This window comes from Rhodococcus pyridinivorans (assembly GCF_900105195.1).
Classification (GTDB): Bacteria; Actinomycetota; Actinomycetes; order Mycobacteriales; family Mycobacteriaceae; genus Rhodococcus; species Rhodococcus pyridinivorans.
Genome location: NZ_FNRX01000002.1, coordinates 2,814,460 through 2,838,073 on the forward strand (window position 1 = coordinate 2,814,460; position 23,614 = coordinate 2,838,073).

20 protein-coding genes are annotated in these 23,614 nt (G+C 64.3%); 9 read left to right on the forward strand and 11 right to left on the reverse strand.

The window, feature by feature from the left end:
- Positions 1–11 precede the first annotated feature (11 nt).
- From BLV31_RS13360 to BLV31_RS13370, 3 genes are all read right to left on the reverse strand, one after another.
- Positions 12–545: a glutathione peroxidase gene (locus tag BLV31_RS13360; protein ID WP_064061909.1), complete on the reverse strand. Its 534-nt coding sequence runs from the start codon at positions 543–545 to the stop codon at positions 12–14.
- A gap of 105 nt (positions 546–650) precedes the next feature.
- Entirely contained in the window at positions 651–1,151 is a 501-nt protein-coding gene (locus BLV31_RS25710) for an acyltransferase (protein WP_006550018.1), read from the reverse strand.
- 5 nt (positions 1,152–1,156) lie between these two features.
- A complete protein-coding gene (locus BLV31_RS13370; RefSeq protein ID WP_064061917.1) occupies positions 1,157–1,573 on the reverse strand; it encodes a PPOX class F420-dependent oxidoreductase in 417 nt (138 codons plus the stop codon).
- Positions 1,574–1,647: 74 nt separating this feature from the next.
- Here BLV31_RS13370 and BLV31_RS13375 point away from each other — a divergent pair, with 74 nt between their 5' ends.
- The 3 genes from BLV31_RS13375 to BLV31_RS13385 all read left to right on the forward strand — a co-directional run bounded on the left by BLV31_RS13375 (position 1,648) and on the right by BLV31_RS13385 (position 5,508).
- On the forward strand, positions 1,648–2,412 hold the full coding sequence (locus BLV31_RS13375; RefSeq protein WP_064061908.1) for a ferredoxin-like domain-containing protein: 765 nt from the start codon (positions 1,648–1,650) through the stop codon (positions 2,410–2,412).
- A gap of 96 nt (positions 2,413–2,508) precedes the next feature.
- Positions 2,509–3,972: a dihydrolipoyl dehydrogenase family protein gene (locus BLV31_RS13380; RefSeq protein ID WP_064061907.1), complete on the forward strand. Its 1,464-nt coding sequence runs from the start codon at positions 2,509–2,511 to the stop codon at positions 3,970–3,972.
- Between the two features lie 1,182 nt (positions 3,973–5,154).
- Positions 5,155–5,508, forward strand: a complete 354-nt coding sequence (locus tag BLV31_RS13385; protein ID WP_072740588.1) for a hypothetical protein — start codon at positions 5,155–5,157, stop codon at positions 5,506–5,508.
- Positions 5,509–5,727: 219 nt separating this feature from the next.
- On the opposite strand, the gene BLV31_RS24685 is transcribed toward BLV31_RS13385, so the two are convergent.
- The gene (locus BLV31_RS24685) at positions 5,728–6,393 is read right to left on the reverse strand and encodes an MTB12 C-terminal domain-containing protein (RefSeq protein WP_139192953.1); all 666 of its coding nucleotides are present in this window, start codon (positions 6,391–6,393) and stop codon (positions 5,728–5,730) included.
- 69 nt (positions 6,394–6,462) lie between these two features.
- Complete coding sequence (locus BLV31_RS13400) at positions 6,463–7,263, reverse strand: DUF6924 domain-containing protein (RefSeq protein WP_064062105.1); 801 nt, start codon at positions 7,261–7,263, stop codon at positions 6,463–6,465.
- A gap of 294 nt (positions 7,264–7,557) precedes the next feature.
- Between BLV31_RS13400 and BLV31_RS13405 the strand changes: the two genes are divergently transcribed.
- The 4 genes from BLV31_RS13405 to BLV31_RS13425 all read left to right on the forward strand — a co-directional run bounded on the left by BLV31_RS13405 (position 7,558) and on the right by BLV31_RS13425 (position 13,739).
- On the forward strand, positions 7,558–8,646 hold the full coding sequence (locus BLV31_RS13405; RefSeq protein ID WP_072740589.1) for an alpha/beta hydrolase: 1,089 nt from the start codon (positions 7,558–7,560) through the stop codon (positions 8,644–8,646).
- Positions 8,647–10,539: 1,893 nt separating this feature from the next.
- Entirely contained in the window at positions 10,540–11,673 is a 1,134-nt protein-coding gene (locus BLV31_RS13415; protein ID WP_064061988.1) for a cupin domain-containing protein, read from the forward strand.
- Between the two features lie 72 nt (positions 11,674–11,745).
- Positions 11,746–12,984 carry a dienelactone hydrolase family protein gene (locus BLV31_RS13420; RefSeq protein ID WP_064061987.1) on the forward strand — a complete coding sequence of 413 codons (1,239 nt, stop codon included), beginning with the start codon at positions 11,746–11,748 and terminating at the stop codon, positions 12,982–12,984.
- Positions 12,981–13,739 carry an SDR family NAD(P)-dependent oxidoreductase gene (locus BLV31_RS13425; RefSeq protein WP_162273083.1) on the forward strand — a complete coding sequence of 253 codons (759 nt, stop codon included), beginning with the start codon at positions 12,981–12,983 and terminating at the stop codon, positions 13,737–13,739. The genes BLV31_RS13420 and BLV31_RS13425 overlap by 4 nt, the downstream gene beginning before the upstream one ends.
- A gap of 223 nt (positions 13,740–13,962) precedes the next feature.
- On the opposite strand, the gene BLV31_RS13430 is transcribed toward BLV31_RS13425, so the two are convergent.
- From BLV31_RS13430 to BLV31_RS13455, 6 genes are all read right to left on the reverse strand, one after another.
- On the reverse strand, positions 13,963–15,588 hold the full coding sequence (locus BLV31_RS13430) for an AMP-binding protein (RefSeq protein WP_072740606.1): 1,626 nt from the start codon (positions 15,586–15,588) through the stop codon (positions 13,963–13,965).
- A gap of 108 nt (positions 15,589–15,696) precedes the next feature.
- Positions 15,697–17,265, reverse strand: a complete 1,569-nt coding sequence (locus tag BLV31_RS13435; protein WP_248846317.1) for an ATP-dependent acyl-CoA ligase — start codon at positions 17,263–17,265, stop codon at positions 15,697–15,699.
- 38 nt (positions 17,266–17,303) lie between these two features.
- Positions 17,304–17,630 (reverse strand): Zn-ribbon domain-containing OB-fold protein, encoded by a 327-nt coding sequence (locus tag BLV31_RS13440; protein WP_033098826.1) that lies wholly within the window; start codon positions 17,628–17,630, stop codon positions 17,304–17,306.
- Positions 17,627–18,772 (reverse strand): thiolase family protein, encoded by a 1,146-nt coding sequence (locus BLV31_RS13445; RefSeq protein ID WP_052040231.1) that lies wholly within the window; start codon positions 18,770–18,772, stop codon positions 17,627–17,629. The genes BLV31_RS13440 and BLV31_RS13445 overlap by 4 nt, the downstream gene beginning before the upstream one ends.
- Positions 18,769–20,139, reverse strand: coding sequence for an MFS transporter (locus BLV31_RS13450; protein ID WP_072740605.1), 1,371 nt, complete (start codon positions 20,137–20,139; stop codon positions 18,769–18,771). The genes BLV31_RS13445 and BLV31_RS13450 overlap by 4 nt, the downstream gene beginning before the upstream one ends.
- Positions 20,140–20,282: 143 nt before the next feature.
- Entirely contained in the window at positions 20,283–21,380 is a 1,098-nt protein-coding gene (locus BLV31_RS13455) for a cupin domain-containing protein (RefSeq protein ID WP_074853056.1), read from the reverse strand.
- Positions 21,381–21,652: 272 nt separating this feature from the next.
- Here BLV31_RS13455 and BLV31_RS13460 point away from each other — a divergent pair, with 272 nt between their 5' ends.
- Together BLV31_RS13460 and BLV31_RS13465 are read left to right on the forward strand one after the other, a co-directional pair.
- Positions 21,653–22,675, forward strand: a complete 1,023-nt coding sequence (locus BLV31_RS13460) for a carbon-nitrogen hydrolase family protein (RefSeq protein ID WP_064062102.1) — start codon at positions 21,653–21,655, stop codon at positions 22,673–22,675.
- Between the two features lie 36 nt (positions 22,676–22,711).
- The gene (locus BLV31_RS13465) at positions 22,712–23,614 is read left to right on the forward strand and encodes a fumarylacetoacetate hydrolase family protein (RefSeq protein ID WP_033098388.1); all 903 of its coding nucleotides are present in this window, start codon (positions 22,712–22,714) and stop codon (positions 23,612–23,614) included.

Here is a 23,614-nt window from a genome sequence, read left to right on the forward strand (position 1 = left end):
CCGGTAGGGGCTCAGAGCAGGTCGGTGAGTTCCTTGCCGATCTCCTCGGGGGTGACCGTCGGCTCGAAGCGGCGCACCACCGCGCCCTGCGGGTCGACGAGGAACTTGGTGAAGTTCCACTTCACCTCGTCGGTGCCGATCGCCTCGGGGCGGGTCTTGCTCACGTGCTCGAACAGGAAACCGTGCTGCGGCCCGAAATCACCGGGAGCCTCGGCGCGCAGGTGCCGGTAGAGCGGGTGCGCATCGTCGCCGTTGACATCGACCTTCGCGAACACCGGGAAGGTGACGTCGAAGTCCACGCGGCAGAACTCCTGGATCTCGCTGTCACTACCCGGTTCCTGACCACCGAACTGGTTGCACGGGAACGCGAGGATCTGCAGGCCGCGCTCGCCCAGCTCGCGGTGCAGCGCCTCGAGGGCCTCGTACTGCGGGGTCAGGCCGCACTTGCTGGCGACGTTGACGATCAGCAGATGCCGGCCGGCGAAGCGGGCGAGATCCTCGCTGCCGCCGTCGGCGGTGGCCACGGTGTACTCGTGCACGGACATGCGCTCTCCTGAACTGGGTTCGATCGGCTCGGCCCCGCAGGTGAGGCCGAGATCACCACGGACCCTACGGGATCGGACGACCCGGGCGGGGCTGCCGGTGCGGGGTCAGTCCAAGTCGCGGACGTGCCGGGCGGGGCTGCCCAGATGCAGCGTGTGTGGGGCACAGTCCTTCGTCACCAGCGAGTTCGCGCCGATCACCACACCGGCGCCGATGCTCACGCCCGGCATGATCACCGCACCGGAGCCGATCCACGCGCCGTCGCCGATGGTCACCGGCTCCCCCGTCAGCGTCGACGCGCGCTGTTCGGCGGTGCCCATGCGGTGGCTGCTGGTGAGCACCCGCACGTGGTCGCCGAGGAACACCCGCTGCCCGAGGGTGATGTCGGCGACCGTGTCGAAATAGCAGCCGTGGTTGACGAACGAGCCCGCGCCGAGGGTGAGCCGGCCGAGGCCCTGCACCACCACGCCGGTGTGGATCAGGCTCGGCGGTGCGGCGTCGACACCGGCGCGGCGCAACCACTTCCAGCGACTCGAACCGGAGATCAGCGGGTTGCTCGCGAGCGCCACCGCGATCGCCTGGGACCGGTAGGTGTGAGAGCGCGCCACGACGTCTACCGGCCTGCCGTGTCGTCGGCGGGATCGAGCGCACACGCCAACCCGACGGTGCCGGTGCGGCCACGGCGCACCACGCTCGCGCCGACGATGACCCGGCCGAGCAGCCCGTACTTGCGGGCGATCACCGACCGGGCGTGCGCCGAGCCGTCGGCGTCGAGCACCTCCCCCGTGCCGGGCACCGCCGCCGACTTCGGGTTGCCGCGCGCGTCGCAGATCGCCAGGGACACCCGCGGATCGCGGCGCAGTCGCCGCACCTTGTAGGCGTCGGCGACCGTCCACACCAGCAGCCGGTTCCCGTCGGGCGCCGCCCACACCGGGGTGTCCACCGCGCTGCCGTCCTTGCGGTAGGTGGTCAGCAGCACGAACTTGGCGGCGGCGAGGTCCGCGAAGGTGGGGGTCGTCGACTCGGGCATGGCCACCACCCTACAAACCGCCCGGTCTCACGGCACCGCTCGTCCCCCCGGCGCCGCGTTCTACGCTGGCAGTCATGGCCGATACCGCTGTCGACGTGCACCTGCCCGCCGGGCACCTGACCTCCGCGCAGGTGCAGCTGCTCGCCGAACTCGCCCACACCCACGGCGGCGGCGAACTGCACCTGACCGCCCATGCCCAGCTGCGGGTGCGCGGCGACCGCGCCGCGATCAGCGCGGCCGTCACCGCCGCCGGTCTCACCGTCGACGTGCCCACCCGCGCACGGCTTCTCGTCTCCCCGCTCAGCGGCCGCATCGGCGGACACCACGACCTGCGCGAACTCACCGCCACGGTGATCGCGCGCCTGGACGACCGGCCCGTGGCGGCCGGCACCGTCCTCGGGCTCGACGACGGCACCGGCGACATCGTCGCCCTCGCCCCCACCGTCGCGGTCCTCGCCCGCCCCGACGGCCGCTTCGCGGTGATCCGCGACGGCGCCGACACCGGGGTGCGCGTCGACCCGCAGGACGCCGCCGAGGCGCTGCTCACCCCACCGACCGACCCCACCGGGGATCCGGAACCGGTACCGGAGCAGCCGCGGCCACCGATCGGGTGGCTCGACCAGCCCGACGGGGCCGTCACCCTCGCCGGCGGGCTGCCCGGCGGGATCCTTCCCGCACGACTGGCGGAATTCCTCGCCGCCGTCGAACGTTCGGTGATCGTCACCCCGTGGCGGTCGGTGCTGCTGTGCGATCTCGACGAGTGGACCGCCGAACAGGTGGTGCGGGTGCTCGCCCCGATGGGGTTGATCTTCGACGCCGACTCCCCGCATCTGCGCTGAGCCGCCGCTGACCTGCACGAACGGGCGGACTTCGCGAACCGGACCGTCGCCCCCGATCCGGCCCGCCGACGGTTCGGCCGCGCCTATCGTGGACGGATGAGCGGTCCGACAGCGGAATCCGACAGCTATGACGTGATCGTCCTGGGCGCGGGCCCGGCCGGGGAGAACGCCGCCCAGTACGCCATCGCCGGCAGCGACCGCACCGCGGTGCTCGTCGAACACGAACTCGTCGGCGGCGAATGTTCCTACTGGGCCTGCATGCCCAGCAAAGCCCTGCTGCGCCCCACCCAGGTGCTCACCACCGCCCGCAACATGCCCGGCGTCGCCGACAAGATCAGCGCCCACGGCGTCGAGGTACCGGCCGTACTCGCCCGCCGCGACAGCTTCACCCACAATCGCGACGACAGTTCCCAGGTGGACTGGGCCGAGGGCGCGGGTATCGACGTCGTGCGCGGCCACGGCCGCCTCGCCGGCGAACGCACCATCACCGTCTCCGGTGCCGACGGGGAGCGTCGCCTGCAGGCCCGGCACGCCGTCGTCCTGGCCACCGGCACCGTCGCGTCGATCCCGGACCTGCCCGGTCTGCGCGACGCGCTGCCGTGGACCTCCCGGGATGCGACGAATCTGCTCGAGGTCCCCCGCCGGGTGCTGGTGGTCGGCGGCGGTGTCGTCGCCTGCGAAACCGCCACCTGGCTGCGGCAACTCGGCGTCGAGGAACTCACCCTCGCGGTGCGCGGCGACCGGTTGCTGCCGCGCGTGGAGCCGTTCGCCGCCGAACGCGTCGCCACCCGCATGGCCCACAAGGGCCTGAATGTGCGCTACGGCACCGAGATCCGCTCGGTGCAGCGCCCCGACGTCAAGGACACCGGCGTCGGCCGCATCCACGGCGGTCCCGCCACCGTGGAGTTGTCCGACGGCAGCACTCTCGAGGTCGACGAGATCGTCGTCGCCGCCGGCCGCTGCCCCGCCGTGGACGGGCTCGGTCTCGACACTGTCGGCCTGACCGACGGGAAGGTGACCGTCGCCGACGATCTCACCGTCGACGGGGTCGACGGCCAGTGGCTGTATGCGGTCGGGGACATCGCCGGTCGCGCCGCACTGACCCACATGGGCAAATACCAGGCGCGGGTGTGCGGGGACGTCATCGCCGCCCGCGCCGAGAACCGCCCCACCGACGGGGCACGATTCCGGGCGAGCGCCGACCACGGGCAGGTCCCGCAGGTGATCTTCACCGTCCCGGAGATCGCCGCGGTCGGCCGCACCGCCGAGCAGGCCCGCGCCGACGGACTCGACGTCGAGGTCCTCGAGGCCGACATCGATGTCGCCGGCGCCTCGCTCGCCCGCGACGACTACGCCGGCCACGCCGCGCTCGTCGTCGACCGGGCCACCGACACCCTCGTCGGCGCGACCTTCGTCGGCCAGGAGGTCGCCGAACTCGTCCACGCCGCCACGATCGCCCTGGTCGGGAAGGTGCCGCTGGACGCCCTGTGGCATGCGGTGCCGTCCTACCCCACCATCAGCGAGATCTGGTTGCGGCTGCTCGAATCCCGCCGCAGCTGACCGCCTCTCGAACGTGCAGTTGTCGTCGTGACACGCCGCGTGGCGACGAGAACTGCACGCCGACGGTCAGCGCGGCAGACGCCGCCACACCGCGCGCGGCAGCAGGCGCATCCCGAAGAACACCGACGACATGCTGCGCCGCACCCTGCGCTCCCCCGACGGTGCCGAGGGCACGCAGGTCCCCGCGGTCTACGTGCATTTCGGCACGTAGACCGGCGACTTGTTGGAGCCCGGGCCGACGATGAGCGCGGGTTGCCTCCGGTGATGCGGACGCCACGGACCTCATCAACAGCGGTGACTGTCACCGGATACGCCGGTGCCGCCACCTACCTGCTCACCGTTTGTTTCACGCCCGTAGTTCCCTGGCTCCGACCGACACCACCACCAGGACGGTGGGTTTGACAATGTGATGGCCGACCGGCGCGGACGACATCGTGAACGATCGAAGATCGTCATTCCGATTCCCCTGTCGATGTCCTTGTCGGCTCCCCGCGCCGGTGAAGGACAGTCGGACCGTAGGCTGGGACCAGGACGCGAGCGAGGGAAGGAGGCGATTGTGCTGGTAGGTGTGCTGGCCACAGTCCTCGGTTGTCTGCTCCATACGTGGGCAGCCGTGGCAGCCGCTCGACTGAATTTCGGCTCTCGGTTTCCTTATCTGTGGGGCATGTATCCGGTGCGTCCGACGCGTCGGGTCAAGCGCGCTCAGACAGCAGGGTGGCTGCTCAGCATTGTCGGTGCGTTCGGTGTCGCGAGGCGTTGTGGAATACGGCCCCTGGACGGAGTCTCGACGCCGTCCTCTCCATACTCGTCGTGGTCAACGCAGGTCCGAATCTCGTCACGACAGTCATTCATAACCGCACTGTTCCCCAACCTTGAGCAGTGGCGGTATCGTCTGTCGGGAACTTTCGCTCACGAATATTCAACATTCCCACAGACATCCGGCTGGTCCTGCAAGGTCGTGGACGCGATCGAGCGCTCCGAGACGGGCTGGACACGGACAAACGTCTACCTCGGGGTGCACGAGCGACGATGACCCTAGTCTCGGAAAGGTGCCTTTCGGAGAACTGGTCGCTCCGCCTCTGGGGCGGTAGGTGGACCCCTACCCGCAACGTCGCTGCTGAGGGGATCCCTGTGACTTTCCGAGACACGTCTCGACACCGATATCGGCCGGGGATCGTTCGGGTGTTCGCGCTGGCAGGTGTCGCCGTCGGCCTGATCTTGTATGTCGCTGCCTTCTTCATCACCGCACCGACCGAGGTGTGCATGACTCGACTGACATCGCACATGACCGGCTCCGAGGCAGTGGTAGCGACCTCAGCGAGCGCCGGCAAGCAGTGGGTGGGGATCGTCGCATCCCGCTGTCAGTGGACGTTCGCGACCGGGCCCCACGCCGGTGCTTCCGTGTCCGAGCATGTCGTGGAATGGGGGCCGTCGGCATTGGCGATCGTTGGTCTTGTCGTCGCGGTGGCCGGCGTGGGGAGCTGGATGTGGTTCCGCACCAAGCACATAAATGTTGCGCGGACCGACCGCGGGTGACGTCACATCACTATCACTCATATCCCCCGGACGAGGACGCCGCGCCGGCCTGGCTACGCGAGCACGAATGCGCGAGGCGAACGCTCACGTTCACCACGTCCAGCAACGTCGAGTATCGCCGTAGCTACCGGTACCCGTAGGCTTCAGCGGCCATAAGGGGTCTCGACCGAGCACGTCGCCTACAAGCAACAGGACCGACGACGCGATCACTAATGCGGGCTACCGACAGTGCGGCCCGACCAAGGTGCATATCCAGGCTCTGCTGATCTTCCAGATGCCGTGCTCAGCCACGAGCGGGACGACGGCGCTGTTGCCGGGCGCGACGGTGATGGCCTGCGCAACGCCGCCGGGGGCACCGGTGCCGATCACCGAGACCGCCAGAGCCTGTGCACCATCCGATACGACAGTGGTGGCGCGCAATGTTGCTTCGCCGGTGTGCGCGACCTGCTGGACGGGATCGGGGGTGTCGAGGCTGGCGCTTTCGAACAGGCGCACTCGCGTATCCAGCTCCAGGTCGTAGTCGAACGCGGCAGCAAACATCTCGGTGACCTGCTCCGCGGACGGAATGCTGGAGGCGGGCAACTCGAGGGACGAATGCGCCGGTGGGAACGTTTCTGCAGACGTGGGGACATGCCCCTGGTGGCCGGCGCGCCCGGATCGGTGCTGCACCCACAGAGCGCCACGAGTGTGACAAGGGCGGCGGCGATGCTGTTCGGCAGACGTGCGGTCATGGCAGGGTCCTTGTCGCGGGTGGGCGGCGTCGAACAGGGGGTGAGACGACAGGATATCGATGCCGATCGAGCCGAGCTCAGCGTCGAGGCGGCCGATATCGCCCGGCAGCAGTTCGTTCAGCGGTGGGCTACGGCAGGGATACTGTCTGCGCAAGCGTCACATGGTGTGACGAGGTGACTGCGGCGCGATGAATCGACCAGCACCCCGAGACCTCAAAGACGACTAGGCTAAGCGCTTGATCCACCGCTCCGCTGCGAGTACCCGCAGGGTGGACGGATCGAGGATCGCCCGCCAATGATTGTCCGGATCACCGCTCGTCAAAGAGAACTCGAAGGAGAGAACCTGCCGTTCTTCACTGAGCGCGGCGAGGTACTCCGTGTAGCTTTCGCGCCCGTACACATCCCAGTACTTCAGGGTACCCCGAGAGGGGCGCAGGGACCTGTTCTTGCGGACGCGTTGGGTATTGACGAGGGTCGTGACCGCGCGAAATCCCGCCCGGGCGCGGTACTCGAGCAGGCCCAGGCGGAACTCTTCGAGCGTTCCCGGCCATGGACCGTCTCCCATCGCGTCGACGATCTCCTCGACCTCGATCGTGCGTCCTGCGGTCCGGTGCGCTGCGGTGGGGTTGCTCGGTAGATTCCGTCCGGGCCGGCCGCGGTGAGGTGGTCCTCGACGTCGAGGTTGCTGATCCACAAAGTTGGCGACCACGTCCGAGACCGTGTGCGCTGCAATCGGCAATCTGTGCGGAGGACTGGTGGCGGTGACGAGGGTGAACGGGTGGTCCGTCTCGGTGAAGGTGGCCGCATCGGCGATGACGAAGAATCGGCATCCCGGGTCGTCTTCGTTGAGGCGGGCGAGGAGGTCGTCGATGTCCATGCCGTCGAACTCGGGGTCGTCGACGATGGTCAGTGGATCGGTGCGTTCGGACTCCTCGCCGAGAGCTGTGTGCAGGACGTCGTTCCATGCCTGCTCATTGCTGTAGTCGAGCCGGAACAGCGGTATATCGACGTCGGGGAAGGTCATCGCTGTCTCCTATCGCAAGCAGACGAATGATGAGCATGTTGTGGAACGGTCGGCTTCGCGGCGCCGACCGTCGCTGTGAGGTGACGCCTACCGGTTCTATCAGCTTGTAGTTCGGATTCGCGGGCTGTGACCCGACACGGACTCGTGACGGCCGTGCCTCACGGTCGGTGTCGGTGTCGTTCTGCCCTCCGGTGTTGGGTAGCGTCGACGCGTCCGGGCCGCGAAGAGTCGGGGCAGGCCGGGTTCCGGCAGGGGGACGAGAGCAGAGGAGTCGACGTGCGAGGGGGAGCATCGATGGGGCGGGTCCGGGCGAGGGTGGTTGCCGCGGCGGTGGCGGCGATGATGATCGCGTCTCTGGGCGGTGGGGTGGCGTCGGCGCAGGACCGCGACGTCGATCCGATCGTGGCCTCGCAGGGCTTGCTCGCTGATCCGGTCGCCCCGAACGGCTCGCGCATCGTCTCGAGTGAGATCGACGGCCAGTACCTGACGGTGCAGGTGTACTCGGCGGCGATGGACACGACCATCCCGGTGCGGGTGCAACGCCCCCACGATGCGTCCGAGCCGCGTCCGGTGCTGTATCTGGTCAACGGTGCCGGGGGCGGCACCGATTCGGCGACGTGGTGGGCCAACACCGATGTCGGGGAGTTCCTGACCGGTCAGAATGTCAACGTGGTCATGCCCCTCGGCGGGGCGTTCTCCTACTACACCGACTGGAAACGCGAAGACCCGCAGCTCGGGAGGAACAAGTGGCAGACGTTCTTCCTCGACGAGCTGCCCCCACTGATCGACGCCGCATTGGACACCAACGGCGTGCAGGCCATCGCGGCGAACTCGATGACCGCCACGGCGGTGTTGCAGTATGCGATCGCCAAACCCGGCTTCTATTCGGCGGTGGCCGGGTACAGCGGATGCGCCCAGACTTCCGATCCGATCGGCCGCGAGTTCGTCAAGCTGGTCGTCGAGACCTGGGGCGGCGGCGATGTGCGCAATATGTACGGCGAGGACGATGATCCGGCGTGGGTGGCCAATGATCCGGTGGTCAACGCCGAAGGGTTGCGCGGCACGCGTCTGTTCATCTCGGATGCGACGGGTCTGCCCGGTCCGCACGACACCCTCGGCAACGAGTTCACCATCGGGGAGCAGGACGCAGCCCTCGACCAGCAAGGGCTGGCGTTGGCCAATCAGGTCGTCGTCGGCGGGGTGATCGAAGCGGCCGTGCACTGGTGCACCACCAACTTGCAGACCCGCCTCAACGAGCTCGACATTCCCGCGACGTTCGATCTGCAACCGGCCGGGACGCATTCGTGGGGATACTGGCAGGACGCCTTCCACCGGTCCTGGCCGCTGCTGGCCGAGGAACTGGGGTTGCCGCAGCCGCAATGACCCCCCATTGCGTCACGGCTGCTCATACCTCCAGAGCAGCAGTCCGTTCAGTGGTGGGGCTGCTCCGGCGAGCGGTCGACCACGTGGGCGGGAAGTGACCATGTATTTCACTCGATTCGCGGGAAATCGACCCAGCCTCCTTCGCCGCCGGGAGTATCGGAACGCGGGTACGGATAGGGAGCCGGGTCCCCGTGACGGTGCTCGAAACGGCGCCAATGTGTGGGTGACGGATCCGAGCGTCAACGTCAGCGGCTGTGGGGTGCTCGTCCATTCGCACAGCACCAGTGGACCGAGGCGGTGCACCGGGACGGCGGTGCCGTCGGCGAGCTGAGCTGCTGCCGCTGTCGGTGTGTTCAGCGCGCCGATCACCAGCCACCATGTCGGATCGGGGCTGTCTCCGGGCCAGACCTGCTGTTCGATCTCGTGCGGGAAACTCTCCGGATCGGTGGTGTACAGGACGGACACCGGTGACCAGTGTTCGTTCTCGATCGTGGACGCGGGAGCGATGCGCATCATGTCGTCCTCCCGCCATTGGATCGACAGACCCGAACGCGGCAAGACCAGGGAGTAGAACTCCATGCGTACACTCCCACATGTGATCACGACGTGCAGTTGTGCCCACGGTAACCGACGCTTCCCGTGCCGGCGCGCCTCTCGACCTCTTCAACGCTCGCCGGAGTATCCGGCGGCAGGACCGTCGTTTCTGAAACGGTCAGTTAAAGCGCCCCGTTCGGAACGTCGTTCTTGCCGTCTCGAATGGAGGCGCGGATCGGGCGAGCGACACAGCAGACTCGGGGTCGTCTACCGATGCTGAATGCCGTTGTCGCTACGAACAATATTTGTCAGACCTGCCCCTGGTTCTGCAAAGTTATGGACGCGATCGGCCGGTCTCCGGCACCGTCCCGGTCCAGAAAACGCGCTCACCTTGGGTTTCGAGGCTGATGGTGCGTAATTGGCAATTAGCAGACTCGACTACGCACAAACCATGAGTGACTACCTTCAGCCTGGCTCCAGTGTCCGGTTAGTCTGATTTTTAGGTCCGCGGAATGAGAGGCCGCACGAAATTTCCAGCAGGTCGACCTGGCGAAACGTCACTCAATGTCAGCAGCAGGCCGCACGGAATGTCAGCAGCGTCCGGGGCAGGGGTCGGTGGTTGAGCTGGGGAGATGTCGAACGTATATGTCGCCGGTTGGTGACATCTCCATGCTGCTTACCCGCTGACATTCTTGCGCGGCCTCTCACTGCGGTTTTCGGAAGCAAGCCGGACGGGCACTCTCGCCTCGCCCGCGCTCTGTCAATCTGCAGCGGCGTGTCCTGTCAGTCTTCGCTGCATCTCGACAGCGGGTGTAGGTTCTACGAATCAGTATCGGTTTCCGTATTCGTGTCGGTGAATCCCCCTCGGCGTTTCCCCAGTTCGGAGGTAGAGGCGCAGCGAGATGGGGACGCGCTGTCTGTGGACTTCGACAAGCTCGCGAGCATCCCTTCCCGGTATGAGCTTGGAACCGCGCAGGTCCCGAGCTGCACTTGCACTACTGACGACTTCAGCGAGAACCTCCATTGTCGACTCTCCCGTCCAGGAGTGTTTCTGGGGATCGGCTGCGGCCTTCAACTCGGTTGTTCGTGCAAGTTCGGAAGGCCTACCTGGGTTGTTCGCCAGATCAATCGCGAATCATAGATTTGATCAAATAATGTCGGTAGCGGGTTCTCGCCCGGGTCTCATTCCGCGAACCTAGCAGCTGAAGTGTCAGTTTCCAGAAATGGTTCTTTGCAGGAAGGGATGAACACCGCCATCCCGTCACAGAAGGGGTGGAAATTTGATCAAATCTTGGTAGTCTCGGCACATCCTCGCTGTCATCATCGAGCTGAACTCTCGTTGTGGAAGGAGTTGCTGATATGAGGGAAGACATCCTCGGCCGGTCCCGCGTGGAGGACACCGACGAGCTGGTGCAGTTCTACCGCCGGCTCGAGACGATGGGCGCCGGAGCGTTGTGGACGGTGGCCAACGACATCGAGCCGTGGTATCCGCAACCGAAATCGGTGCCGATGCTGTGGCGCTATGAGCAGCTGCGACCGTCGGTGCTCGAATCGGCCTCGTTGGTCTCCGGTGACGATGCCGGCCGCCGGGTGGTGATGCTGGTCAACGACGGTCGCAAGGAGCTCAGTGCGGCCGTGGGTCTGCTCTACACCGGACTGCAGATCATGAACCCGGGCGAGTCGATGACCGCACACCGACACGCAGCCTCTGCCCTGCGGTTCGTCATCGAAGGTGAAGGAGCGTGGACGATCGTCGACGGCGACCGGCTCGAGGCCGGAGCGCGGGATTTCCTGATCACCCCCAGCGGCACCTGGCACGAACACGGCAACGATTCGGCCAGCTCACCGGTGATCTGGCAGGACGGACTCGACATCCCCCTGGTCAACACACTCGACGCGAACTTCTACGCCGTGCATCCGGAGCTGCATCAGCAACCCGGAAAAGTCGTCAACACCTCGCTGCGCGAGTACGGGTCCGGGATCCTCACCCCCGCCGACCGCGGATGGAGCAAGCGTTACTCCCCGCTGCTGGCCTACCCGTGGGAGCGCACCTACGAGGCGTTGCTCGCCCGCGCGGAGGTCTCCGACGGATCACCGTACGACGGCATCATCATGGAGTACGTCAACCCGCTCACCGGCGGTTCGGTCATGCCGACGATGGGCGCGCACATGCAGCTGCTGCGTCCCGGTCAGGCCACGCTCGCGCATCGGCACACCGGGTCGGTGATCTATCACGTGGCCAAGGGCTGCGGTCATTCCATCATCGGCGGGCAGCGGTTCGACTGGCAGGAAAACGACATCTTCTGCGTGCCCTCGTGGGCCTGGCACGAACACGCCAACGACGACGACCGCAACGATGCGTGCCTGTTCTCGTTCAACGACTTCCCCGTCATGCACGCACTCGACCTCTACCAAGAAGCCGCCTACACCGACAACCACGGACACCAAACCGTAGAAGACACCCTCGAACCGGCGACGACGGTGCAGCAGTAAGTACATCACCACCGTGGATGTAGTGCCCCGAGCACCGCAGACAACGGCCTCGAAGAAGGATCTGGAACTTCCATGGGTAAGTACATCGATATCGTTAAGGCCTCTGGCGAAACATTCGCCGCCTACCTCGCCGAACCTGAGCAGGGATCCGGACCCGGCCTGGTCTTGTTACAGGAGATCTTCGGAGTCAACGACTACATGCGCGAAACCGCCGAGCTGTACGCCCGAGAAGGCTACGTTGTGCTCGTGCCGGACCTGTTCTGGCGATCCGAACAGCGCGTGGAACTGGGTTACGACGACGACGGCGTTGCCCGCGGACTGCAACTTCGAGATGCGCTCGACAACGACACCGCGATCGACGACATCGCCGATACCGTTCGCACCCTGCGTGCGTTCGACAATCAGGCCGGGGGGGTTGGCATCGTTGGATACTGCATGGGCGGGTTGCTGTCCTATCTATCGGCGGTACGTCTCGACATCGACTGCGCGGTAAGTTATTACGGTGTCGGCGTACATGAGCACCTCGACGAGGCAAAGAACCTGCAGGTGCCGACCGCATTCCACCTGGCCGAGCTGGACGCATTCTGCCCCGAGCCGGCGCGAACCGCTATCCGTGCAGCGTTTACCGACAACGATCTTGTGCAGATCTACGACTACGACGGTGTAGACCACGCGTTCGGCACGACCGGACGAGACGTATTCGATCCGGTTGCAGCCGACCTCGCTTACGCTCGAACACTGGCAGTGCTACGCAACACGATCGGCCCCCGATACGATCTCAACGCGATCTGGGACAATCACGTCTACCACGAATTCGTCACCCGCGATGTGCCCGCGACCATGGCGACGATGATCGACGAACCGTACGTCAACCACATCCCGACACTTACTGGCGGAGTGGGACAGAAGGATCTGTCCCGGTTCTATGCCTACCACTTCGTCCCTACCAATCCCTCCGACCTGAAGTCCATCACCCTGTCTCGTACCGTCGGTGCCAACCGGATTGTCGAAGAACAGCTGCTGTGCTTCACACATGATCGAGAGATGGATTGGCTTCTTCCCGGTATCCCGCCCACCGGCAAGTATGTGGAGATCCCCCTCGTGGCCATCGTCACCATCGAAGGCGACAAGCTTTGCAACGAACATATCTACTGGGATCAGGCCGGTGTGTTGGTGCAGATCGGCTTGCTGGAACCGACCGGACTTCCTGTGGCAGGAATCGAACAAGCACGCAAGCTGGTCGACAAGACTTTGCCGTCGAACGAGTTGATGGCGAAATGGTCCACCAGCGAGGGGAAGCCGATTTCGTGACGGCCTCCGCACCGGAACAACACCGTAGCGCTTTGGTCACCGGCGGCGCCGGCGCCATCGGACGACATATCTGCCTTGCTCTGGCCCGATCCGGGTTCGCCGTCGGAGTCGGCTATCGAGGTGACAGCACACGGGCACAGGAAGTCGTAGATGAGATCAACACCGAGGGCGGAGCCGCAAGGGCCGTCCCAGCGGTGCTGGACGATCCGGACTCGGTGATTCCGACGATCGCAAGGATGCACGCCCAACTCGGCCCTCTGGGTGTGCTGGTGAACAATGCGGTGGCCTGGCCAGACAATGTCGAGCAGGCGGAGCCTTTCTACCAGACCACAATGGACTGGGCGTCGCTTGTGCGCACGAATCTCGAGGGCACCTTAGCGATCACTCGGCATTGCGCACAGGCAATGGCCCACCACCACTGGGGACGAATAATCACCGTCTCCACCGATCTGGTCGACGGTTCGATGCAGTCCGATGTCTCGTACATCGCCGCCAAGGGCGGGATGACTGCGGCCTCACGCGCGCTGGCGTGGGAGCTGGGGCCGGCAGGAGTCACGGTCAATCTCGTAGCTCCCGGCCTGACCGCCGAGAAAGGCGCCACGATTGCCCCGCATGTCGTCGCCGAGCTCGTCGAACACACTCCGCTTCGCCGGTTGGTGACAGCGGCCGAGGTCGCCGCGGCGGTGGCGTTCCTCGCGTCCGAGAATGCAGGCGCGATCACAGGACATGTCCTGAAGGTCAGCGGCGGGCACTGAATCTCTTCGTTCCTTCGCTTCCGTCGAGCAGCAAAGGACGTAACGGAACCCGTGCGCCGCACACTCCGGCCGATAGACGAGGACAACGACACCGGACCCTAGACAGATGCAGTGCCCCGCCAAGCTCATCCTTGGCGGGGCACTGCATCTGTCCAGGACGAGAACCTCGCCTGCTTCAGAGTGACTGAACGCAACTCGTCTCGGAGCTGAACCCGTGGTACGGCTACAGCTTTTCCCACGTGTCGTCGGTGACACCCTCGTTCCGAAGAACTGCCTTGGACACCTTGCCGTTGGCAGTCAGCGGTAAGGCGGCGACTATACGCACATAGCGGGGCAGCGCAAAGGCCGGCAGATGAGGTTCCGCGAATGCCATCAATTTTTCGATCTCGGTGGTACTACCGTCGGTCATCTGCAAGCAGACCATCACTTCGTCCTCACCGAGATCACTCGGTACTGCGATCGCTGCTGCTGCAGCCACCTCCGGATGCTCGAGGAAGGCAGCTTCGACTTCGTAGCTGGAGATGTTCTCGCCGCGGCGACGTATCGAGTCTTTCAGCCGGTCGACGTATCGGTACATACCATCCGACTGTTTCCTCACCAGATCACCGGTGTGAAACCACAGATTGCGACGTGAGGAAGTCGTGGCCTCGGGGGCGTTGAAATACCCCGCCGAGATCAGAGCAGGTTGCCGGGGGCGAATGACGAGCTCACCGACGTGCCCGTCCGGCAGCGGGCAATCCGCGGCATCGACGACAGCGACCTCGTAGTCCGGATGGGGAAATCCCAGCAACCCTTCGGTGTGCTGGCCCAACGGGGTATAGAACGCCACTCCGATTTCGGTCATGCCGAAGCCCTCGGCCACTTCGACTCCGAAGTGGTCTTCGAAGTCGCGTTTGATGGCAGGTTCGATGCCCGGTCCGAGGATCACACGCAGTGCGGAGTTCTCCTTGTCGAACACCTCGGGTTTGCGGTTCCACAGCATGCTGCTCATCGCCCCGAGAAGGAAGGTGACCGTGGCCTCGGACTGACGCAGGCGGTCCCAGAACGCCGACACCGAGAACTTCGGACCGATGACCGCGCGTGCCTGGGCGCCCAGCGCCTGCAACAGCGTGGTCAGCGCATTGGTGTGAAATAGCGGCAAGCAGGTGTACAAGGTGTCGGCCGACGTCAACTGCAACTGCTCGGTGCAGATCACCGACCACCAAAAGAACTGCCCATGGGGCATGATGACACCCTTTGATGGTCCCGTGGTACCCGAGGTGAACAAGATGGCCGCCGTCGTCTCCGGCGCTACCGTAACTGCTTCGGCGCCGGTCTCCCCGAGCTGGAACTCGACTGCATTCGCTACCGAAGCGTGGTGTCGATCCACTTCATCGTCGGCATATCCGTCCAGCGGCTCTGTCGAGATCCGGACCAACACCGGATCCGGGTGATCGAATACATCGCTCGCCTCGGCGAGATTGGCCTCGGTGACACGATCGAACACCACCACAGTAGGGCGTGCTGCGCGAAGTTGGTGGCGCAGCATCTCCCCCCGCAGTGCAGGATTGAGAGGAGTGAATACTGCTGCGCTCCACGCACACCCGAGGAACAGTTCGATCATTTCTCGGCGATTGGCGGTGGCGACGACCACCCGGTCCCCGGGTGTGACACCGTGACTCTGCAAGAACTGAGCACAGCGGGCAGCGACATCGGCGAGGTCACGTCCGGTATAGGAGCGATCAGCGACGGTCAGTACCGGTTCATCCGCCTGGTGTTCAGCAGCGTGACAAATGATTTCTTGGAGCGTACGACGTCGATGAGGCCACTGACGCCACGGATGCGCGCCGATCGATGCTGGGGTCTTCATTGTGCACTGTCTTTTCTGTCACCACCGGATCGGTGGCCACGTAGATAGGCCGCAATATCGGCAGGGCTGCCGGAGTCTTCGGCAGCCCTGCCGTCATGGAAAGTGGTGTTACCGATCGTGAATGTGTTCGCGATCCCATGTGGTGTCGGTCCTGCCGCGCTCGCGGAGTTCCGCTTTGCGTATCTTGCCGTTGGCGGTCCTGGGCAGTTCGGCAACGATGTCGACGAAGCGGGGCACAGCGAACTTGGCCAGCCTGTCGCTGCAATAGGCCACGATGTCTGCTGGGCGCAGTTCGTAGCCCTCCTTGGGCACGACTGAGACCATGACCTCGTCCTCGGCCATGTCCGATGCCACCGGAAACGCCGCGGCGGTTTCCACGCCGGGATGCAGACAGAGAACCTGCTCGACCTCGAACGAGGAGATGTTCTCGCCGCGACGCCGGATCACGTCCTTGAGACGATCGACGAATCTGAACCATCCGTCCGGCTCCCGGACCACCCGATCACCGGTATGGAACCACAAGTTCCGCCAGGCTTCGACGGTCTTGTCCGGCATGGTGAAGTAGCCGGTGGCGAAGCCGAATGGCACACGGGATCGCAACAGCAGTTCGCCCGGAGTACCGTCCGGAACTTCCACGTCGTATTCGTCGACGACAATCGCTTCGAAGTCGGGTTGCACGCGCCCCAGATAACCGGCCCGAGGCGCTTCTGGCGACGAGTTGATCGCCGCGTTCGTTTCCGTGGATCCGAACCCATCGCTGAGATCGAACCCGAAACGCTGCCGGAAAGGTTCGAACAAGGTGGCCGGTGTGGCCGGTGACAACGCGATACGCACCCGGTGGGCACGGTCGAAGGGACCTGGCTCACGGGACCACAAGATGTTGATCATCGCACCGAGCAGATAGGTGACCGTAGCACCCGATTCGGTGACCTCTTGCCAGAATCGACTGGCGGAAAATCTCCTGCCGACAACGAAAGTGGCACCCGAGACCAGAGCCTGGACGAACGTATTGAGGGCATTGGTGTGGAACAACGGCAGACAGGTGTAAAGGACATCCTTCTCGGTGATACCGAGCTGCTCACTGACATTGACGCCCCACCAGTAGAACTGGGCATGAGGGCAACACACTCCCTTGGACACACCGGTGGTGCCCGAGGTATAGAGCAGTGCTGCGGTGTCTCCCGGAGCAACAGGCGCGGCCGGTCTCGCACCCGAGAGTGCGGGGAATCGCTCGACACGTAGCGCAGAAACCGGCTCGGCGGAAGGGCTGCCCAAGGACCACACCCGCTCCAATGTGGAGGGGAGGGTGATCTCCTGGAGCCGTTCGAGCAGAGCGGGTTCGATGACCAGAATGCGGGCGCCGGAGTTGGCCAGCGCATGGAGAAGTTGCTCTCCTCGCAGTTCTGCGTTCAAGGGCACCGCCACCGCCCCCATCCAGGTAGCTCCCAGGATGGTTTCCAGCAGTTCGAGTCGATTGCCCGTCAGTGTCGCGACTCGGTCTCCGGACCGGATTCCAGCCTGTTCGAACACCGCGGCCGTCATGGCAGCGCGATCACGAACCTGGATGTAGGTGTAGGACGAGCCGTCGATCTCGAGCAATGTCTTGCTCCCGAAGGCGTCGGCCTGTCGGTTCAACAACGCCGGCAACGTGCATTCGGTGATGGGCAGTCCACGCAAGGGCGCGGACGCACGTTCGCGTGCAGCTAGTTCCACTGTCATCGTTTCTCCTGGGCGTGGGGTGTCGGTACGTACCCGATCGGGTTGTCCGGCGCTGTCGGAGGTATCGAGGTCAGCTCGATCGTCGTTCCCGGTGTGATGGGCGGACCGTGGACGGCCGCGACGACGATGGGGCCGAGGTCGCAGCGGACGGAGGCGAAGCGAGTAGGTGGTTCGGTGTGTTGGGCGGTCCATTCTTCGACGGTGCCCTGCCGTGCCATGACGTTCTCGAATTCGTGACCATGGCAGTGAGGGCACAGGAGCCGGAACGGAAAGGCGACGGTGGCGCATCGGGTGCAGCGCTGCATCTGGATTCCGGTAGTCACATCGCCTCCAGAATCGTCATGTTGGCGCACGCACCATAGCGGTAGGTGACCATGCCGTATCCGGTCACTGCCGCCAGGCGTGCTTCGACTTGCCGCTTCCCGGCGTGCCCGAGCAACTGCGTAGTCGCTTCAACGAGCCCGTGCAGTCCCCCTGCCGACCCTGCCTGGCCTGCGGACAATTGCCCGCCCGAGGTGTTGACGGGCCATCGGTGGTGGAGCATGCGATGCACCGCTTTGCCGAAGTCGTCATCAGGCACGAGCCCGAGGTCGGCGAGTTGGATGAGCACCATCACGGGGTAGTCGTCGTAGACGTTGACGAGGTCGATATCGGTCGGGTCCACGCCGCTGCGCTCCCACAGACCGGGTGCGATATCTGTCAATCCTGTCTGTAATCCGTCACCGGTGTGGTTGTCCCAGTTGATACTCCCGCCGATGGCGCGAACTCGGACAGTATGTCGGTCGGCAGCCAGGTCCGCTCGGGTGACGACGACAGCATCAGCACCGCTGACGGGGGGAACGCAGTCGAAACGCCGCAGCGGTGCGGCCACCATCGGGGCGGCGAGGTAATCGTCGAGTGTCATGGGCGTGCGGTAGACCGCACGGGGATTCAGCGATGCCCATTGCCGCTGGGCCACAGCGATGGCGCCGTAGTCGGTTTCCGCCAGTTCGTACTTTTTCATGTGGCGCTGGGTCAGCAGAGCGAACATTGCGTTGGGACCCGACATACCGGCAGGTGTGACGTGGTCTCGAGTAATGCCGTTGTATTCGGAGACCAGGATCCGGAAGTCGTCATGAGTCATACGGTCACCAGCGGCGATGACAATTGTGTTGGCGTCGCCGGCTTCGACTGCGCGTACCGCGTGTTGGAGCATGTTGACCCCGCTGGCGCCGCCGTTGGTGTCTTCCATGATCCAGCGCAGACTCAAACCACACTTCACGGCCAGATCGACAGCATGGTCGGGTTTGAGGGTGAAGCTCGATACCGCCAGGCCATCGATATCCGCAATCGTCAAACCCGCGTCGGCGACAGCACTGCGGATGGCGGCAGCAAGCATCGATTGTGTAGTCGTAGCGCCGGCGGGATGCCGAGTGTAGGGCTCTTCTGCAGCGCCGATGAGGACAGCAGTGTTGGCGGCGCTCATACCGACTCTCCGATGCGTCCTGTGTTCGCTGAGTTGTGATCGCGACCCGAGCCCGGCGTCGAAGTCTGGAACCGGCTTGCGGTCTCGGGAGCGCAGTAGACCGCGATGGTGCTGATCAGACCGAGAATCGCCAGGTAGATGGCGATCGGCCAGAAGTGCCCGGCCCAGGCGAGCAGGGCCGTAGCGATGAGTGGGGCAATGCCGCCGGCGAAGATCGCCGCGACTTCATGACCGATCGACAGACCGCTGTAGCGGACCTTGCCGGTGAACAACTCGCTGAAGAAACTCGGTTGGGTGCCGATCATGGCGCTATGGCACAGACCCACGGCGACGATGATGGCGATCCAGATCATTGCCGGTGTTCCCGTGTTCATCAGCAGGAAGAACGGCACTGCCCACACGACGACGCCGATCGCACCGAAGAGATAGACCGGTCGGCGACCCACACGGTCGGACAGTCTGCCGAAGCCGACCATGGTGAAGGTCTGCACGACGTTGGCCGCAATGATGGCCGGCAGGATGACATCGCTGCTGATACCCAGATGACTGCCGTACGCCAGGGAGAAGACCAGAAAGATGTAGGAGCCGCCGTTCTCAGCCATCCGCGCACCGACCGTGAGCAGGATGGAGCGCCGTTGCGTGCGAATCGCCTCGAGTGCGGGGTAACGCTCGACCTTGCCTTCGGTCTGCAGTTCTTGGAAGACAGGGGTTTCGGCGATCTTCATGCGGATGATCAAACCGGCGAGCATGAGAACCAGGCCCAGCAGGAAGGGGATGCGCCAACCCCATGTCAGAAACTGGTCGTCCGGAAGGAGAGTGACCAGGGCGAAGACCGACGATGACAAGATGAAACCGATGGTGACGCCGACCTGACTGAAGGCGGAGAAGAAGCCTCGGCGATGGGGTTGAGCATTCTCACTGATCAGCAGCACAGCACCGCCCCATTCACCGCCGACTGCGATGCCCTGGATGATGCGAAGCACAACCAGCAGGACCGGGGCCCAGAAGCCGATTTGCTGATAGGTGGGAAGCAGACCGATCAGTGCGGTACATACGCCCATCATCATCAAGGTGATCACCAGCATCGACTTCCGGCCGAGTCGGTCACCGAAATGACCGAAGACGACCCCACCGATGGGGCGGGCGGCGAAGCCGATGGCGAAGGTGCCGAAAGCCGCCAGCGTACCGGTCAACGAATCATCGCCGGTGAAGAACAACGGGCCGAAAACCAGTGCGGCAGCGGTGCCGTACAAGAAGAAGTCGTACCACTCGAGGGCACTACCGATCAAGCTGGCCGTTGCGACCCGTTTGATCGGAGTCGCCGGTGGTGAGGGGTTGGATCCGGTATTGCCGGTGTCAGTTGTCATCGATCAGGTCCTTCGAACGTCTCACGTCCCGTGCGGAATATGTTCGGGAATTGGAGGGGAGGTGGGAGGGGGCTTGTGGGGTGGGGCTCGATGGTGCGATCACCTTCGCAGTTGGGAGCCCCTCGAGGTGACCGAGATGGCGGTCACGGGTTCTGGTGTCCGTGGTTGTCGGTGTAGGCGGCTTCTTGGTAGAGGTCGAGTGCGTGCATGACGGGGAAGTCGTTGAACGAGAACAGGCACGCATCGTTGCGGTCGTCGTCGTTGGCGTGTTCGTGCCAGGCCCACGAGGGCACGCAGAAGATGTCGTTTTCCTGCCAGTCGAACCGCTGCCCGCCGATGATGGAATGACCGCAGCCCTTGGCCACGTGATAGATCACCGACCCGGTGTGCCGATGCGCGAGCGTGGCCTGACCGGGACGCAGCAGCTGCATGTGCGCGCCCATCGTCGGCATGACCGAACCGCCGGTGAGCGGGTTGACGTACTCCATGATGATGCCGTCGTACGGTGATCCGTCGGAGACCTCCGCGCGGGCGAGCAACGCCTCGTAGGTGCGCTCCCACGGGTAGGCCAGCAGCGGGGAGTAACGCTTGCTCCATCCGCGGTCGGCGGGGGTGAGGATCCCGGACCCGTACTCGCGCAGCGAGGTGTTGACGACTTTTCCGGGTTGCTGATGCAGCTCCGGATGCACGGCGTAGAAGTTCGCGTCGAGTGTGTTGACCAGGGGGATGTCGAGTCCGTCCTGCCAGATCACCGGTGAGCTGGCCGAATCGTTGCCGTGTTCGTGCCAGGTGCCGCTGGGGGTGATCAGGAAATCCCGCGCTCCGGCCTCGAGCCGGTCGCCGTCGACGATCGTCCACGCTCCTTCACCTTCGATGACGAACCGCAGGGCAGAGGCTGCGTGTCGGTGTGCGGTCATCGACTCGCCCGGGTTCATGATCTGCAGTCCGGTGTAGAGCAGACCCACGGCCGCACTGAGCTCCTTGCGACCGTCGTTGACCAGCATCACCACCCGGCGGCCGGCATCGTCACCGGAGACCAACGAGGCCGATTCGAGCACCGACGGTCGCAGCTGCTCATAGCGCCACAGCATCGGCACCGATTTCGGTTGCGGATACCACGGCTCGATGTCGTTGGCCACCGTCCACAACGCTCCGGCGCCCATCGTCTCGAGCCGGCGGTAGAACTGCACCAGCTCGTCGGTGTCCTCCACGCGGGACCGGCCGAGGATGTCTTCCCTCATATCAGCAACTCCTTCCTACATCACTGCGGGGGAACAAACGCGTTGTGAGGGAACGGTAGACCGTAATTTGATCAAATGCGAGACCTGACAACGAATTTTTTCATGACGGAAACATGACTAGGCAAGAGGCACTCTTCGAATAGGTGGTGAATTACCTGCTCGAACCTCTGAACGCCCAACTCTCGATCGAGGCACCTCTTGCGAGTAGACGTATAATTTGATCAAATCCTAGGCATGATGGTCTACACGTTCAGCAACGAAGGACACCGGAGATGACCGCATACCCGAAGTTTCGAGCCGCCGCAGTGCAGGCGGCTCCGGAGTTCCTCGACACATCCGCCACGGTGGACAAGGCATGCCGTCTGATCGCAGAGGCGAGCGCACACGGTGCTGAGCTGATCGCTTTTCCCGAGGTGTTCGTCTCGGCGTACCCCTACTGGAACTGGACCATGACGCCCGTTGAAGGGGGCCCCTGGTTCGAAAAGCTATTTCACGCAGCCATCGACATCCCCGGGCCCGAAGTGGCGGCCTTGTGCGCCGCTGCTCGCGCAGCCGATGCCCACGTCGTCATCGGAGTAAACGAACGAGATCCGTACTCCTTGGGCACGCTGTACAACTCGGTCCTGTTCATCAGCAATACCGGTGAACTACTGGGCGTCCACCGCAAGCTGGTGCCGACCTGGGCCGAGAAGCTGACCTGGGCCGGCGGAGACGGCAGCTCACTGCGCGTCTACGACACCGGTATCGGGCGACTCGGTGGACTGGCCTGCGGGGAGAACACCAACACCTTGGCCCGGTTCAGTCTCCTGGCACAAGGAGAGCAGGTCCATGTCGCCAACTACATCGCCCTTCCAGTCGCACCGGCCGAGTACGACATGGTCGAAGCCATCAAGACCCGCGCTGCTGCACACAGCTTCGAAGGTAAGGTTTTCACCATCGTCGCCTGTGCCGCGATCACAGATCAGATCGTCGATACCGTGGCACACAACGAGGCCGCCCGCGCGCTACTCGAGCGTCCGCACAGTGCCTTCAGTGGCATCTTCGGTCCGGACGGGCGCCTGATAACCACGCCCCTCATCGACGAGGAGGGAATCGTGTACGCCGACATCGACATCAATGCATCGATCCAACCCAAACAGATGCACGACATCATCGGCCACTACAACCGGTTCGACATCTTCCAACTCAGCGTCAACCAGCAACCGCAGTCCAGCGTCGTCCTCAACAGTCACCAGGCACCTACCTTCCCACCTCCCCACTTCACGGAAGTTCCTGGCGAGACCGAAACGGCCTAAGGGATTTCCGTACATTCATCGAACAAGGAGAATTTCGTGCGCTTTGTCAACTTCAGCTTCGGCACCGACGGGGAACGTCATCTCGGAGTCGTCCTCGACGATGCTCTCGTCCTCGATCTTGTCCCCGCCCTGCAGTCGGTGATCGATGTTCCCAACGATCTACGCGACTACATCGCCGCTGGCCCGGACCTGCACCGCCGGGTCGCCCAGACCATCGCCACCACCCAGTCCTGGCCCGCAGAAGCCACCCGTTCACTGGACGAAGTGGTGCTGCACGCCCCATTCCGTCCCGGCAAGCTCATCGGTGTCGGACTGAACTACGTCGAGCACGTCGAAGAATCGAGCCGATCCCTCGACACCGACGAGAACCTGCCGACGCGGCCGGTGCTGTTCAGCACACCGGGCACCGCGGTGATCGGCCCCGACGAGCCGATCCTGCACAACAGCGAGCTGACCGAACAGCTGGACTGGGAATGCGAACTCGCCGTGATCATCGGCGACATCGCCAAGTCGGTGACCGAAGACGACGCGATGAACCACGTCTTCGGCTACAGCATCGTCAACGACATCAGCGCCCGCGACCAGCGCCGCTCCGGGCAGTGGTTCTTCTCCAAGGGACAGGACAGCTACAAGCCCTTCGGTCCCATGGTCGTCACCGCGGACGAACTCGGTGACCCCCACACCCTGCAGTTGTCGCTGACCGTCAACGGTGAGCAGCGCCAAAACGGAAACTCTCGGCACATGTTGTTCAAGATTCCCCAGCTCATCGCCGATATCACCTCCGGAGTCACTCTCGAACCCGGCGATATCATCGCCACCGGCTCCCCTCAGGGCGTAGGTGCGGCGATGACCCCGCCGACGTACCTGACCCCGGGTGATGTCGTGGCCGCAACCATCGAAAAGATCGGCACCCTGGCCAACCCCGTCAAGGCGGTCTGA

Coding starts and splice junctions, on each gene's coding strand:
- BLV31_RS13360 (WP_064061909.1), bottom strand. CDS start 545: ATGTCCGTGCACGAGTACACCGTGGCCACCGCCGACGGCGGCAGCGAG.
- BLV31_RS13370 (WP_064061917.1), bottom strand. CDS start 1,573: ATGCCCGAGTCGACGACCCCCACCTTCGCGGACCTCGCCGCCGCCAAG.
- BLV31_RS13375 (WP_064061908.1), top strand. CDS start 1,648: ATGGCCGATACCGCTGTCGACGTGCACCTGCCCGCCGGGCACCTGACC.
- BLV31_RS13380 (WP_064061907.1), top strand. CDS start 2,509: ATGAGCGGTCCGACAGCGGAATCCGACAGCTATGACGTGATCGTCCTG.
- BLV31_RS13400 (WP_064062105.1), bottom strand. CDS start 7,263: ATGACCTTCCCCGACGTCGATATACCGCTGTTCCGGCTCGACTACAGC.
- BLV31_RS13405 (WP_072740589.1), top strand. CDS start 7,558: ATGGGGCGGGTCCGGGCGAGGGTGGTTGCCGCGGCGGTGGCGGCGATG.
- BLV31_RS13415 (WP_064061988.1), top strand. CDS start 10,540: ATGAGGGAAGACATCCTCGGCCGGTCCCGCGTGGAGGACACCGACGAG.
- BLV31_RS13420 (WP_064061987.1), top strand. CDS start 11,746: ATGGGTAAGTACATCGATATCGTTAAGGCCTCTGGCGAAACATTCGCC.
- BLV31_RS13430 (WP_072740606.1), bottom strand. CDS start 15,588: ATGAAGACCCCAGCATCGATCGGCGCGCATCCGTGGCGTCAGTGGCCT.
- BLV31_RS13445 (WP_052040231.1), bottom strand. CDS start 18,772: ATGAGCGCCGCCAACACTGCTGTCCTCATCGGCGCTGCAGAAGAGCCC.
- BLV31_RS13450 (WP_072740605.1), bottom strand. CDS start 20,139: ATGACAACTGACACCGGCAATACCGGATCCAACCCCTCACCACCGGCG.
- BLV31_RS13455 (WP_074853056.1), bottom strand. CDS start 21,380: ATGAGGGAAGACATCCTCGGCCGGTCCCGCGTGGAGGACACCGACGAG.
- BLV31_RS13460 (WP_064062102.1), top strand. CDS start 21,653: ATGACCGCATACCCGAAGTTTCGAGCCGCCGCAGTGCAGGCGGCTCCG.